Origin of the sequence: Bacillus sp. V3B (assembly GCF_024494465.1) — a bacterium.
GTDB lineage: Bacteria > Bacillota > Bacilli > Bacillales > Cytobacillaceae > Bacillus_BD.
The window spans coordinates 1-13,649 of record NZ_JAETXM010000007.1; the positions used below are offsets into that span (position 1 = coordinate 1).

The window sequence follows — 13,649 nt, forward strand, 5'->3', positions numbered from 1 at the left end:
AATGAAACTTACATATCCATATCGTTAACAACCACATAGAAGAAAATGTATAATTCAATTCCCTTTAATCCTGCATCCTCCCCTAACGGTACAATATCACTAATGGATAAAATATCCTATTGTACAACCTCAACTAAGTTTTTTCGGTTCTGGCGCAAAAACTTTTAAACACATACAAGTAATCTCTCAATCTTGGACATACTGATACTATCAGTATAAAAAGGATGTGTATCGGTATGAAGAAACCAGCAGAATTCAAATGGAAGCATTATCAGCCTGACATTATCTTATTAACAGTAAGATGGTACCTACGGTACAACTTGAGCTTTCGTAATTTGGTGGAAATGATGGAAGAGTGTGCCTATCGATGGCTCACACAACGATTATGCGTTGGGTTCATCAATATGGATCGGAAGAATTAAATGAAAGACACTCATGCCGCGTTGCGGCACCATCAAATGAATGAAAATGTTTTTAATACTAGTCTATTTCGCATTCATTCTGTCAATTCTGTTAATATGGCTGGCGAAGGAAGATCGTTCGACTATGGTGCTTTTAAGCCCGCGTGGTAGACTGATTCACTACGACCAGGTACACCACAAATTGTTGCTCTCTAATTTCACACATTGAGTTTATGGATCAACAGATTGAACTGTTAAGTGAAGAAGTCCAGCGACGTATGCAGCCTTATGAAGAAGATATTGAATTACTTGATTCTATTCCTGGCATAGGTAGAAGTCATGCGGAACAACTTTTGGCTGAAATAGGAATTGGCGTGGAAATTTCAAAACAATTCCCTTCAGCTCCGCATTTATGTTCATAGGCTGGAATGGTTCCAGGTAACAACGAAAGTGCTGGGAAAAAGAAGTCCGGAAAAACAAGAAAAGGTAATAAAAAATTACGAGTAGCACTTGTTGAAGCAGCACATTCAGCAGCAAGAACAAAAAACACCTATCTTTCTTCCCAATATCAACGTTTGGCAGCAAGGGTTGGCAAAAAACGTGCAGCAGTAGCCGTGGGACATACCATTTTAACAATTGTTTATCATCTTTTAAACAAGAGGCAACTTTATGTTGAGTTAGGTGCAGATTACTTTGACCGTCAGAAAAAAGAAATCGTGATCAAGCAATCTATAAAACGACTAGAGGTACTTGGTTGTAAAGTAACGATTGAATCCATAGCATAATGAGACGCAACAAATATAACTAATCAAGAGTCCAGATTTTTTTAAAAAAAGAATTTGACTGGGTCTAGTTTCGTATGCCCAAATTTCCCTACCACCATGTTTTTATTTTCAGGATAGGATAGTTGAATAAGACGAACAAAACTTTTTTACTATTTTTCCTGGCTCTAAATTTATCCTTCTTTATCTTAAGTATTCCTTGTAAGTTGGATACTTGGGCATATAAGTACCTCCACCTGCTACCATTTCTTTTGTTTCAACATCATAAATTGCATATCTACCTCTAAATTCTTTTTCTGTGTCTTTAAAGGAATAAAAGAAATAAACTTGCCTATTTGGGCTAATTGCCTGATGTAGTTAATATCTATATCAGGGTAGGTTTGAAGAATATCTCCATCCCAAGTTATATAATTAAATCCTTCTATCTCATTAAACAATAACTTTTTTCTAATATTTACTGATGCATCAGGCATTTCTTTAAAAAGAACAGTATCCAAATGTCTTTGCTTCTGCTTATTCCTTCGGTAAAGGTCCTGATGTACAGGATACTTTATGTCTCTTAATGCCTGGTAAAATTCGTCTACAGTTTCATCAAAAACTTTTTCCTTATTTGCAGGATATAGATATTCAATTTTATCTGAAGGCGTAGTTTGTGAATAAACAGGATTTTCTAATAAAATGGAAAGACTGCACGAAAATATAAACATATACAAACTAATTAAGTATGGATTTTTCATTTAGGTTACTCCTTTTTAAAAGTAACGTTCCCTAAATGTTCTTTGACTAACCCGTTTCTTGAACAAGAAAAAGCATTACCGTTGTTTCAGTAATGCACCTGTTAGTACAATAAGTTTTATTGCTTAATATCATAAATTATTTTTTTGCTTTTTTCTATTTTACCGTTGCGAAAAACTTCATATTTCTCTGGTACCTCTTTAATTATTGCGTGATATAAGAGATGTTGGTCTTTATCTGTATTACTTTTCTCATCTTCCACAAAAACTTTTAATGTGCTTTCTTCAATTTTTACTTTTATACTTTGTTTTTTTGAAACATCTTCTTTTGAATAAATTGTAAATATCTGTTTGCCAGAGTGTATTTTAACCCCTTTTACATATACACCGTTCGGTACATCATTTTCTGTAAAATTGGGGTTCAATGGGAGCTTTATTAAATCAAGCTGTGCATTAACTTGTTTTTCTGTTTCGCTATAATACTTCGGTGTATTAGGCATTGGTTCTGATAGCGAGCCTTTCGGTAAGGGAAAAGGATGCATTATTTTTGGCATTCCTTTAGGTAAAGGCGATAAACCATTATCAAAGACATATTTATTATTTGTTACTACTCCAGCCTTTTCTTTTTCGGTTTCATTTAGATTATTACTAAGTATAGGTTGTCCAATTAGAAGACCTAAAGCAAATAATAGGAAAAACGATAAGATTATTTTCAAAATATCTCCTCCTTATCATATATCTATTTCTTTTTAAATGAGTAAATTACAACTAGAAAATACTATTACTTTATATAACTAAAATTTTTTCCATTCTTCTTTCCCAATCTTATTTCACTAACCCTTTAGTTTAAGTATACTTCTTCACAATATCCATTAGCATTACTAAAGAATTTGGCCCGATTGCGGAATAGAGTGACTAGAGCTTTTAACTTTACTCCATTTTTTATAAAGTAGAATTTTTTATGGAATCACCGTAACAAAAATAACCATTTTTGTTACAACAATCCAAGGGCTAATTACCAGTTTAGTGTCACTTTACATTTTATTTTGCATGTTTTTGACAAGATAATTTGCACATGATTTTACAAACTAGATTTTAGAACGGTCCAAATGCTTTTTCAATTACTATCAATAGAGTACACTCATTTAATAACTCTAAAGAAACAATAAATATTAAGCAAAACCCCGTCTATAGTTAATGTTTTAGATGTGGCGCTTCATTCCTCGAATCGTTTCCTTACCCCTCGTAGACAACTGTGCACCAATCGCTCATTCGTCTAGGATTGAAGCAGTTTAGCTTTTACCATACATCACTTGGTCTGAAGAACTGACTCGACATTAGATAGCTTTCGCCACATAAAATGAGTGATTTAGAACATAATAAAAACAATAAAAAAGGAAAGAGGCGCAATTAAATGAACATTCCTAGATACTCAGCGGAAAGTGCATTAGGAGTGGACGTAAGGGGAAAAAACAAAACAAATTTGAAAAAAATAGATCAGTATTTTCTGAACCCAATCATTCATAAGTAAATCCAAGGAAATGAAGTATACGGACCATTAAATTTAAATAGGATTTGGGATCAAATGGGCTAGCCAGTAGTTAACTACTGGCTAGCCCATTTATTGAAGTAGGTTGCTGTTTTGACAAAAAAAAGTGCATTTTAATTTAGTGCTTCACCTCATTGGAGTTATATAAAAAACTTCTTTTTATATTATTGATTTATCTTAAATATAACACCAAAGAGACTCATTAGAACCTCTTTTGATAGGGGTGGTGTACATAAGGGCCCAATATGTAAAGTAGAGCAGCTATGCTTGCAATTTCTACTCTACTGTTTTTTAGGATTAAAAAGTCGTATATTATTAAGACTGTTTACATCTCGTCCCGTAAAGGTACTCATCTTTTTATTTGTTAGACCTTCTAATTTTTGAACGGCTATTTGGAATTCCTCATTATCCATTTGTCCCGTGGCAAAGAGGGAACATAAAATGGCGAATCCAATGGCTGTTGTGTCAACATTTACATCAACCTTTAAATCAACATCGGAGTTTCCACTATGGCCAATTGAATTGATACTTTCGTTATCATTGTCAATGATACTTTTTTCATTGGAACTTACATTTGTTTTTAATTCTGATTCTTCATTCATAAATATTCTTTTTCTTCTTGCCATATTATCACCTTATTTTTAAATAGGTGAGATAATAATACCCCACACCCCTTAAAAGTCTACTTCAACATCAGTATCTTGATCTTGTTCATTGTCCTGATCTTGGTCGGATCTCACACGTGCGTTGCTTCTGCTGTTTAAACTTATATCCACACAAGAGTTACCAGACTTAACGAGTCTAGCACGGGCTACGTTTATGTTTTTATCAGTATTCCGCACCTCCGCATCAGCATCAGAATCTACATCTGTTCTATTTTGAATATCAGTTTCGAAATCGTTATCAACATCAATATTTACATCTGTATTGCTGTCATTTCTTCTCCTTTTGGCTGACCCACTAAAAAAATCTTGATTTCCGTGACGGTCACGTTTTCTTCTACTCATCTTTTCCACTCCTTTGCTTGCTTTGATAATAATATATTCAGTTCTCATACTAAAGGATTGGATATTACACCGAGTGTATTTGCCCTTTTGGGGTCCAGACGCATGCCCCTATTACAACTCCTTAAATAAGTTTTAGATTTCTTCCATGTGGAGGGATCTTTTTTTACAACATAATTAAAAGTCTTTAAAATGATTTGTATTGTATTTTAATAAATTTCGATATAAATAGTCTAATATATAAAACAAGACCTCTCAGAATTGATTCTGAGAGGTCTTGTTTTATATTACATGTCCCAAAAGTCATCGCTTTTAATATTCGGATCAATTTCTCTCAATGCTTTTAATATTTTTTTCATTGTGCGCTGATTAGGTGAACGATCTTTGTCACTGGTTAAGTCCCCAATTGTATTTTTATTTAATCCTGTTTTCTCTCTAAGCCATGACTGGGAAATCCCTCGTTTATCCAACCACTTACCTAACTTTGTACGTGTTTTTCCAATTCCGAACATGTTCTCACTCTCCTTAGAACCATTCATGTCCAATAATCCTAAAAAATAAACCTTTTTATCCTGAAAAATGCGGAATAGTGGACAAGCGGTAACTAATAACCTTTAACAAAGGCGTCACAGGGCGTCAAAGTTTAAAGGAGATGTTTTACCTATGGCAAAGAACAAAAGACGTCAAAAAGAGGATTTAGAAGAGTTTGAGAATGATAATGACGGTGAGTTTGATATGAGTTTTGTAATTATTCCCCTAGTTATTTTCTTAGTTATGGGATTTTTCACGAGATAGAGGGAGGGACGTCAGATGTATAGACCTACAGTTCGCTATGATGATATTTTTCGAGAATATGTAGATAGTCTTTTTCATGCTACTCATTTGGATCGAAATCAAATTATAAGAGCTGCTCTTTTTGCATCAGCTCATTCAAAAGAATTTCAAAATCTTATGAACGAATATAAAAAGATAGACGTCTCCTTCCCTCCACCTTTATGGGATATAGATCAACGCCGTTATTGGATGGAGCAAAGCCCTGGAATAAAAGAGAGGAGGAAGGACGTCAATGTTAAGCATGGAGGAACAAAGAAAACTGAAAATGTTATTGGAGATTATGAACCAGGACGAAGATCAGCAGAGAACGAGCAATATAGATGTGAGCAATCGGAAACGAGACGATCAGGGGAGATTCCTTCCCAACGAATCGTTTCCAAAGGAAAAAGAGGAATTAAAATTACGATCAATAAGACTCGTTAAAGTAAAAGGAAGTTATGGAACATACTTAGTAAAAGATTGGGAATCAACTTGGAGAGCAATAGGGGCAATTAGTGTAATAGGTATTCTTGCAATTTTAGCTATGATCTTTTAATTAAAACGCATTTATTTGAATAAATTTGCAAAAATGATTCGCAACTTTGCGAAAAATTATCGCTTTTGCGAGATTGCATGTTCCTCGGTCTTTATTTATAAAGGACAACTGTTGGCATGATACTTGCAACATGATTAAGCGAGAGGGGGAAGGATTCATTCACTATTTCAATTACAGAATAACTAGATTTTTTACTTTAGATAGTATTCAAGTATTGGATACACATATGAAACGAAAAAGGAGAGACACAAATGAACATCTACGTGATGATGAAGCGTACCTTTGATACAGAAGAAAGGATTCAAGTTGAAAACGGTACTATTAGGAGCGATGGTGTTGAGTATATCATTAATCCTTATGACGAATACGCCATCGAGGAAGCGATTGCTTTAAAGGAGAAACACGGCGGTGAAGTGACGGTCCTAACCTTAGGAGAAGAGGAAGCGGAAAAGGAGCTTCGTACAGCGCTTGCCATGGGAGCTGACAAAGCTGTATTGATTGATAGCGATGACTTGGAAGAAATCGATCAATTTTCTACCGCTACTATCCTAGCAACCTACTTGAAAGATAAAGAGGCAGATATCGTCCTGGCAGGAAATGTAGCCGTTGATGGTGGTTCGGGTCAAGTAGGTCCGCGTGTAGCCGAGATGCTGGGGATCCCTCAGGTCACAGCCATTACAAATCTTACGATTGAAGATGGGAAAGCCATCCTCATTCATGATGTGGAAGGGGATGAAGAAACACTTGAAGTATCACTCCCTGTTCTTGTGACCACTCAACAAGGTTTGAATGAACCACGCTATCCTTCCCTGCCTGGGATTATGAAAGCCAAGAAGAAACCATTAGAGACACTCGAGTTAGGTGATTTAGATTTAGAAGAAGATGATGTAGAAGCTAAAACGGAAAAGATTGATATCTTCCTGTCGCCAAAGAAACAACAAGGAAAAGTGTTAGCGGGCGAATTAAATAATCAGGTCCAACAGCTTGTTTCATTATTAAAAATGGAAGCAAAAGTCATTTAATAGGAGGGTTGTTATGGGAAGAAAAGTATTAGTGTTAGGCGAAATTCGTGACGGTGTAGTAAGAAACGTTTCCTTTGAAGCCATTGCAGCAGCCAAACGTATTGCAGACGCTGGAGAGGTGGTTGCCGCATTATTTGGAGAAACAATTGGTGATGAAATCGTAACCATGCTTCATTATGGAGCAGACCGCGTAGTGAAAGGCGAACATCCGGATTTCAAAAAATATACGACCGATGCCTACCAGCAAGCTTTACTCCAAGTTCTAGATGCAGAAAAACCAGATGGTCTTGTGATGGGACATACAGCCCAAGGAAAGGATTTGTCCCCAAGAATTGCGACTAAAATAAATGCCGGGCTTGTTTCTGATGTGGTCAATATTGAAAATGATGGTGGAAATGTCATTTTCACGACCCCTATTTATTCGGGGAAAGCATTTGAAAAGGTCAAAATCAATGAGGGAATCTTATTCGCTACAATTCGCCCTAATAACATTACTCCACTAGAAAAAGATGAATCACGTTCCGGTGATGTCAATGAAATAAGTGTGGATATTAAAAATCTTCGCACCACCATTAAAGATATTGTCCGGAAGTCTACTGGCGGAATCGATTTGTCAGAAGCAAAAATTATTGTTTCCGGCGGACGTGGTGTAAAGGGTGCAGAGGGCTTTACTATTTTGGAGGAACTTGCCCAAGATCTAGGGGCTGCAGTAGGTGCCTCACGAGGTGCGTGTGACGCAGGTTATTGCGATTATTCTTTACAAATCGGACAAACGGGTAAGGTTGTTACTCCGGATCTCTATATTGCCGTTGGGATTTCAGGTGCCATTCAACATTTAGCAGGGATGTCGAATTCAAAAGTCATTGTGGCGATTAATAAGGATCCAGAAGCCCCTATTTTTGATGTAGCAGATTATGGAATTGTTGGGGATTTATTCGAAGTTGTTCCATTGTTTATTGAAGAAATGAAAAGTGTAGCTGTTAGCTGAATTAGGTACTAAAGCAATATCTTGTATATAAATGAGAATTAGGAGGAATTTTGAATGATGAATTTTGAATTAACTGAAGAACAACAAAGTGTACAAAAAATGGTGAGAAAGTTTGTCGATAAGGAAATTATCCCGTACATTCAAGAGTGGGATCGTAATGGGGAATTTCAACCTGCTATTTTAAAAAAATTGGCGGACCTACAGTTGATGGGTGTTTGTATTCCGGAGGAGTACGGCGGAGCTGGCATGGATTATAATACACTTGCCATTGTTTGTGCTGAATTAGAACGTGGTGATACAGCATATCGAACAGCAGTTTCTGTTCATACAGGCTTAAACAGTATGACGTTATTGCAATGGGGAAATGAAGAGCAAAAACAAAAGTACTTAATACCTCAGGCAAAAGGGGAAAAGATTGGTGCGTTTGGTTTGACAGAACCGAATGCTGGAAGTGATGTAGCGGCAATGAAAACAACAGCACGAAGAGACGGAGATGCATATATTCTTAACGGTTCAAAAACATGGATTTCCTTATGTGATTATGCAGATAATTTTCTGATTTTTGCGAAAACAGATCATGATGCAGGACACAAAGGGATTACTGCTTTCATCGTAGAACGTACATTTCCTGGAGTGGAAACAAAGGCAATCAAAGGGAAACTTGGGATTCGTGCAGGGAATACGGGTGAGGTCTTTTTAACAGATGTAAGAGTACCTGCAGAAAATATCTTCGGTGATGTAGGGGAAGGCTTTAAAATTGCCATGGCTGCGTTAGATAATGGACGTTTTACCGTTGCTGCAGGAGCTGTTGGTTTAATTGAAGCCAGTCTTGAAGCAAGTGTGAAATATTGTCATGAAAGAAAAACATTTGGAAAAGAAATCGGGAAACACCAGCTTGTTCAACAAATGATAGCGAAAATGAGTGCAAATCTTGAGATTTCTAAATTGCTCGTTTATAAGGCTGGCTGGTTGAAAAATCAAGGAGAACGCAACACAAAGGAAACGTCATTAGCGAAATGGATTTCTTGTAATGCAGCATTTGAGGCAGCAAATGATGCAGTCCAAGTCCACGGTGCGTACGGTTACTCCGATGAATATCCAGTTGAACGTTTCCTTCGAAACTCTAAAGCACCTGTGATTTACGAGGGAACAAGAGAGGTTCATACAGTCATGCAGGGTGAATATGCGCTGGGATATCGTAATGATAAGCCACTTCGTCAAATGCTGCCTGCATGGCCATTTGAGCAAGTTTCACTACAAAAATAAAGAAAAGAAGACAACAAAAAAGGATCATACTCTTTCATTTCTTGTATGATCTTTCTTTGTCTCTTATGAAGACTAGCCTATTATGAAAGTCTATCACTAATAATACTAGAAGAAATACATAGTAGTTCTTAACCAACTTGGAAGCGGTTTCTTTCATTATATGATAATTAGGTATATACTAATAATTAAGAAAATTACGTTAACTAGGGGGAGCATAGATGAGTTTAACCAACTCGGAACTGTTTATCGGGCAAACAGCTCGTTTGCAGCGAGTATTTACCGAAGCTGATGTTCAGCAATATAATGAATTAGCAAAAGATTTCAATCAAATATATCAACGAAGTGGTTGGAAGAAACGTTATTCCCAGCCAATTGTTCCCGCTCTGTTAGTAGAGGGTTTAATTACCCAAGTGATTTCCGATAAACTTCCGGGATGTGCCTGTGTATTGCTGCAAAAAGAACTGATCTATTATCATCCGGTACATATTGGAGATGCGATTACCACTGAATTGTTGATTATTGATATAAATCAGGAAAGAAACTGGGTTACGCAAAAGGTTATATGCTTCAATCAAAATGGAACCGAGGTTATTAAAGGACAAGTTGTCATTTTTGTTTTACCGGGAGGCTAATGATATGGAGAAGACAATTCATTCAATAGAAGATTGGGGATACGTTGAAGTTGATGAAAGCGGGAGACTGATGGACGCTAGCCCAGATTTTTGTGGGAATTTTTCGATAAATAAGGTTAATTGCTTAGGGGCTTCCATACATGATGTCATTCACGGAATGTATGGAAGAAGACGTAAAAAAGTCTTCTTCGGAGTGATCTCTGAGATTAATTGTATCATTAGAGTGACGAAAAAGGGCCAAAAGGAGATTTATCGGGTAATAGTCCGTGATGGCGATATCGAGCATTATGAAATGGTATCCTTTATGAACTCAATTGATATAGCGAAAATGAACAAAAAAAAGCCGTACCAAAACAAATACAACTTTGAGGAAATAATCGGGGATAGCCTGGCAGTGAGGGAGGCTAAGGAATTAGCCACTCGAATTGCGACTAGTAATTCAACCGTGCTGCTGACTGGGGAAAGTGGGACGGGAAAGGAACTATTCGCTCAAGCGATACATGGTATAAGCACAAGGAAAAATAACCCTTTTATTGCCGTGAATTGTGCGGCCATCCCTGGAGAATTATTTGAGTCTGAACTTTTTGGCTATGAACCGGGAGCATTTAGTGGGGCAAAAAAAGAAGGAAAGCCTGGGAAAATTGAATTAGCCATGAATGGAACCCTTTTTCTTGATGAAATTTCAGAACTCCCTTATGAGGCACAAGGAAAGCTGCTCCGTGTCCTTCAGGAAAAAGAAGTTGAACGTGTCGGAGGAACTGTAAGTAAAAACATCGATATTCGTATTATTACAGCAACGAATCGTGACTTAGGAAAACTGGTTGAGGAAGGGAGGTTTAGGCAAGATTTATACTATCGTCTATATGTCTTCGATTTAACCATTCCCTCACTTCGGGAAAGGAAAGAGGATCTTCTGCCATTAGCCCATTATTTTATCGATTACTTTAATGAGAGGTTTGATCTTGAAGTAAAATATATCGATTACAAGCTTCAAGATTGGATTTTGAACTATGACTGGCCAGGAAATGTTCGTGAATTAAGAGCCTTTATTGAGCGGGGAATGAATATTGTAGATGGAGATACTCTTTCAATGGATGATATCTATTTTTCACGCCAGGCGGTGAACAATCGAACAACTAGGGTAACGACATCTCTGCAAAGTTTGGAGGAAGAAGTGAGAAATGCAGAGATAAACGCAATTCAACGAGCTTTACATGAAGCAAATGGCGATCGATCACTAGCGGCCCAAAAACTAAAAATACATATTGCTAGCTTGTATCGAAAAATCGCCAAGTACAATCTGAAATAATTCCTTAAATAGGGCAGTCCAGAAAATCGTATTATCGACTTTCTGGACTGCCCTATTTACATTCAAAATAGCAAACATAAGCACCGACCAAAGTTCCGATTTCTTCAAAAGGGAATGATCAAGCAGGGATAGTGCCCATTCAAACTCCTACTTCCATCAAACGGGCATTATTATCTTGAATAGTCCCCGACTTCCTATATATAAAGTTGTACAGAAAGTTAATTTACCCAACATTTCTAAACCCCTTTTTATTCTTTATTAATCAACTCCACAAAAAGACCTTTATTTTTAAGTACTTATCAAACATTCCCATTCTTGTATCAGAATGTGTAGCTTTATAAGAGAAAGTTTCGGTAATAAGGATGTCGATTTTATCCTTTTTTGCATAAATGATTCTCAAATGCGCAAAAGATTATCAATTTTGCGATAATTCTGTAATTATATTGCTTATTTTACAAGGATACTTGTTGGCACGGAACTTGCAAATATAGATAAGTGAAAGGAGGAATTATATTGTTGAATTTTTCATTTACAGAAGAACAGGAATATTTTCGAAAGATGCTAAAGGAATTTGCTAAGGAGGAGCTATTACCAAACTATACAAAGTGGGACAGAGAAGGGATCACACCAAAACATTTATGGAAGAAGCTTGGTGAACTAGGTGTTAATGGCCTTCGAATTCCAGTTGAATATGGCGGAAGCGGTGCCGATTGTGTAACCACTGGAATTGCCGCTGAAGAAATTGGCAGGGGAGACTTTAATCTGACCTATGCCGTTATGTTGAATGCGTTAATCGGTGAAATCATTAATAAACATGCCCGTGAGGAATTGAAACAGGACTGGCTTCCGAAAATTTCTAGTGGAGATAGAATCGTCGGGATTGCCATTACCGAGCCAACGGCCGGAACAGACGCTGGTGGAATTCGAACCACTGCTGTACGTACTGCAAATGGATATGTCCTGAACGGAGAAAAGTCTGGTATTAGCGTCGCTACAGCGGCAGATGCCTTTCTTGTATTTGCTAAAACAGATCCAGAGTTGGGGAACCGTGGAATCAGCGCCTTTATCGTTCCTGCGGATCTGCCAGGAGTAGAGTGTAAAGGCTATGAGGATTTGGGCAATATTCCGATTGGCCGCGGATCGGTTTATTTATCCAATGTTGAGGTGGCTGAGGAGAACTTGATTGGTCTTGAAAACAAAGGATTTTCCCAAGTCATGAATGGGTTTGATCTTAGTCGTCTGCTAATCGGCTTGCAATGTGTAGGGGCCGCTTCGCAAAGTCTAGACGAGACGATTGAACATGTTAAAATACGAAGCTCCTTTGGAAAGCCGCTTGCTACTTATCAAGGAGTTTCCTTCCCGATTGTCACTTACTATACTCATTTAGAGTTTGTGAAATGGCAGGCCTATCGAGGACTATGGCTTCGTGATCAAGGATTGCCACACTCCAAGGAATCCGCTTCTGTGAAATGGCTAGGCCCGAAATACGGCCAGGAAGCGATTCATGAATGTCTTCTGTTTAACGGGCACTACGCCTATACAAAGGAAATGCCTCACGAACAACGTTTACGTGATGTCATTGGTTTAGAAATCGGAGATGGAACGGCACAAGCCAACATGATGGTCATCGCGAAGGATATCATCGGAAAAGAATATAAATCTACTAATCATTTAGTGGCTGCCAAAAACTGAAGCTGATGAATATGGAAGAGTGGAGAATCAGCATCAACTTTTACAAAGACTGAAGAAGATATAACAAAGAAACCGGAGGTATGCAAAATGGAACTAACTGATGTTTTGTATGAAAAAACGAATGGAATGGCAAAGATTACGATTAATCGTCCTCAAGCTTACAATGCTTTTACAGGACGTACGATTAAAGAGTTAATTTGGTCTTTCCGCGATGCGTGGGATGATAACCAAATTGGTGTTGTCATTTTAACAGGTGCTGGCCCGAAAGCATTTTGTACAGGAGGTGATCAAAAAGAAAAAGGTGATGAGGGAGGTTACGATTATAACGGTGGATTAGGAGGCGGTATCGGTCTTGAAATTGAGACATTGCACCAAACCATCCGCAATATTCCAAAACCGGTTGTTGCCGCAGTGAATGGATATGCGATTGGAGGCGGGCATGTCTTACATGTTATCTGTGATTTGACGATTGCTTCAGAAAACGCCAAATTTGGACAAGCCGGACCAAAAGTTGGAAGCTATGATGCTGGTTTTGGATCCACTTATTTGGCAAGGGTCGTTGGAGAAAAGAAAGCAAGAGAAATTTGGTACTTATGTGAGCAATATACTGCTCAAGAAGCAAAAGAAATGGGGCTTGTCAATAAAATAGTCCCTGCTGACCAGCTGCAAGAGGCAGCAGAAGAGTGGGCTACTAAGATTCTAGCGAAAAGTCCAACTGCACTCAAAATGCTTAAATACTCATTTAATGCAGACAGTGCGCATATCCAAGGGATTTCACAACTCGCAATGGGCAGTCTAGCCATGTTTTATAACACGGATGAATCTGGCGAGGGGATGAATGCTTTTCTTGAAAAAAGACCAGTAGATTTTAGCAAATTTAGAAAATAACCAGGAGATGATG

The 13,649-nt window shown here is 37.6% G+C and carries 14 protein-coding genes and 2 pseudogenes; 11 read left to right on the forward strand and 5 right to left on the reverse strand.

What is annotated here, in order from left to right:
• Positions 1-236 precede the first annotated feature (236 nt).
• Both JMM81_RS10145 and JMM81_RS23295 read left to right on the forward strand, forming a co-directional pair.
• Positions 237-415, forward strand: a pseudogene (locus JMM81_RS10145) (IS6 family transposase); the annotation flags it as partial.
• Positions 416-616: 201 nt separating this feature from the next.
• Positions 617-1,186: pseudogene (locus JMM81_RS23295) on the forward strand (transposase); the annotation flags it as partial.
• A 236-nt stretch (positions 1,187-1,422) separates the two neighbouring features.
• On the opposite strand, the gene JMM81_RS10160 reads toward JMM81_RS23295, so the two are convergent.
• From JMM81_RS10160 to JMM81_RS10180, 5 genes are all read right to left on the reverse strand, one after another.
• Positions 1,423-1,920 (reverse strand): hypothetical protein, encoded by a 498-nt coding sequence (locus tag JMM81_RS10160; protein ID WP_256241467.1) that lies wholly within the window; start codon positions 1,918-1,920, stop codon positions 1,423-1,425.
• Between the two features lie 116 nt (positions 1,921-2,036).
• Entirely contained in the window at positions 2,037-2,633 is a 597-nt protein-coding gene (locus JMM81_RS10165) for a hypothetical protein (protein ID WP_256241468.1), read from the reverse strand.
• Between the two features lie 1,114 nt (positions 2,634-3,747).
• On the reverse strand, positions 3,748-4,092 hold the full coding sequence (locus JMM81_RS10170) for a hypothetical protein (protein WP_256241469.1): 345 nt from the start codon (positions 4,090-4,092) through the stop codon (positions 3,748-3,750).
• A gap of 48 nt (positions 4,093-4,140) precedes the next feature.
• Entirely contained in the window at positions 4,141-4,473 is a 333-nt protein-coding gene (locus JMM81_RS10175) for a hypothetical protein (RefSeq protein ID WP_256241470.1), read from the reverse strand.
• Positions 4,474-4,757: 284 nt separating this feature from the next.
• On the reverse strand, positions 4,758-4,982 hold the full coding sequence (locus JMM81_RS10180) for a helix-turn-helix domain-containing protein (RefSeq protein ID WP_256241604.1): 225 nt from the start codon (positions 4,980-4,982) through the stop codon (positions 4,758-4,760).
• Between the two features lie 151 nt (positions 4,983-5,133).
• Here JMM81_RS10180 and JMM81_RS10185 point away from each other — a divergent pair, with 151 nt between their 5' ends.
• The 9 genes from JMM81_RS10185 to menB all read left to right on the forward strand — a co-directional run bounded on the left by JMM81_RS10185 (position 5,134) and on the right by menB (position 13,636).
• Complete coding sequence (locus JMM81_RS10185; protein WP_256241471.1) at positions 5,134-5,265, forward strand: hypothetical protein; 132 nt, start codon at positions 5,134-5,136, stop codon at positions 5,263-5,265.
• Positions 5,266-5,280: 15 nt separating this feature from the next.
• Complete coding sequence (locus JMM81_RS10190; protein WP_256241472.1) at positions 5,281-5,727, forward strand: hypothetical protein; 447 nt, start codon at positions 5,281-5,283, stop codon at positions 5,725-5,727.
• A 363-nt stretch (positions 5,728-6,090) separates the two neighbouring features.
• Positions 6,091-6,861, forward strand: a complete 771-nt coding sequence (locus tag JMM81_RS10195) for an electron transfer flavoprotein subunit beta/FixA family protein (protein WP_256241473.1) — start codon at positions 6,091-6,093, stop codon at positions 6,859-6,861.
• Positions 6,862-6,874: 13 nt separating this feature from the next.
• Complete coding sequence (locus JMM81_RS10200) at positions 6,875-7,849, forward strand: electron transfer flavoprotein subunit alpha/FixB family protein (RefSeq protein ID WP_256241474.1); 975 nt, start codon at positions 6,875-6,877, stop codon at positions 7,847-7,849.
• 57 nt (positions 7,850-7,906) lie between these two features.
• Positions 7,907-9,115: an acyl-CoA dehydrogenase family protein gene (locus JMM81_RS10205; RefSeq protein WP_256241605.1), complete on the forward strand. Its 1,209-nt coding sequence runs from the start codon at positions 7,907-7,909 to the stop codon at positions 9,113-9,115.
• A 218-nt stretch (positions 9,116-9,333) separates the two neighbouring features.
• Complete coding sequence (locus JMM81_RS10210) at positions 9,334-9,747, forward strand: hotdog family protein (protein ID WP_256241475.1); 414 nt, start codon at positions 9,334-9,336, stop codon at positions 9,745-9,747.
• A 4-nt stretch (positions 9,748-9,751) separates the two neighbouring features.
• Positions 9,752-11,056 (forward strand): sigma-54 interaction domain-containing protein, encoded by a 1,305-nt coding sequence (locus tag JMM81_RS10215; protein ID WP_256241476.1) that lies wholly within the window; start codon positions 9,752-9,754, stop codon positions 11,054-11,056.
• 513 nt (positions 11,057-11,569) lie between these two features.
• Positions 11,570-12,748: an acyl-CoA dehydrogenase family protein gene (locus tag JMM81_RS10220; RefSeq protein WP_256241477.1), complete on the forward strand. Its 1,179-nt coding sequence runs from the start codon at positions 11,570-11,572 to the stop codon at positions 12,746-12,748.
• Between the two features lie 87 nt (positions 12,749-12,835).
• A complete protein-coding gene (gene menB / locus JMM81_RS10225) occupies positions 12,836-13,636 on the forward strand; it encodes a 1,4-dihydroxy-2-naphthoyl-CoA synthase (RefSeq protein WP_256241478.1) in 801 nt (266 codons plus the stop codon).
• The last annotated feature ends 13 nt before the right edge of the window (positions 13,637-13,649 follow it).

Bases quoted from the DNA above. Each gene is read 5' to 3' on its own strand.
- JMM81_RS10205 (WP_256241605.1), top strand. From the start codon at position 7,907: ATGAATTTTGAATTAACTGAAGAACAACAAAGTGTACAAAAAATGGTG.
- JMM81_RS10195 (WP_256241473.1), top strand. From the start codon at position 6,091: ATGAACATCTACGTGATGATGAAGCGTACCTTTGATACAGAAGAAAGG.
- JMM81_RS10175 (WP_256241470.1), bottom strand. From the start codon at position 4,473: ATGAGTAGAAGAAAACGTGACCGTCACGGAAATCAAGATTTTTTTAGT.
- JMM81_RS10210 (WP_256241475.1), top strand. From the start codon at position 9,334: ATGAGTTTAACCAACTCGGAACTGTTTATCGGGCAAACAGCTCGTTTG.
- JMM81_RS10185 (WP_256241471.1), top strand. From the start codon at position 5,134: ATGGCAAAGAACAAAAGACGTCAAAAAGAGGATTTAGAAGAGTTTGAG.
- JMM81_RS10200 (WP_256241474.1), top strand. From the start codon at position 6,875: ATGGGAAGAAAAGTATTAGTGTTAGGCGAAATTCGTGACGGTGTAGTA.
- JMM81_RS10190 (WP_256241472.1), top strand. From the start codon at position 5,281: ATGTATAGACCTACAGTTCGCTATGATGATATTTTTCGAGAATATGTA.
- JMM81_RS10160 (WP_256241467.1), bottom strand. From the start codon at position 1,920: ATGAAAAATCCATACTTAATTAGTTTGTATATGTTTATATTTTCGTGC.
- JMM81_RS10170 (WP_256241469.1), bottom strand. From the start codon at position 4,092: ATGGCAAGAAGAAAAAGAATATTTATGAATGAAGAATCAGAATTAAAA.
- menB (WP_256241478.1), top strand. From the start codon at position 12,836: ATGGAACTAACTGATGTTTTGTATGAAAAAACGAATGGAATGGCAAAG.
- JMM81_RS10215 (WP_256241476.1), top strand. From the start codon at position 9,752: ATGGAGAAGACAATTCATTCAATAGAAGATTGGGGATACGTTGAAGTT.
- JMM81_RS10180 (WP_256241604.1), bottom strand. From the start codon at position 4,982: ATGTTCGGAATTGGAAAAACACGTACAAAGTTAGGTAAGTGGTTGGAT.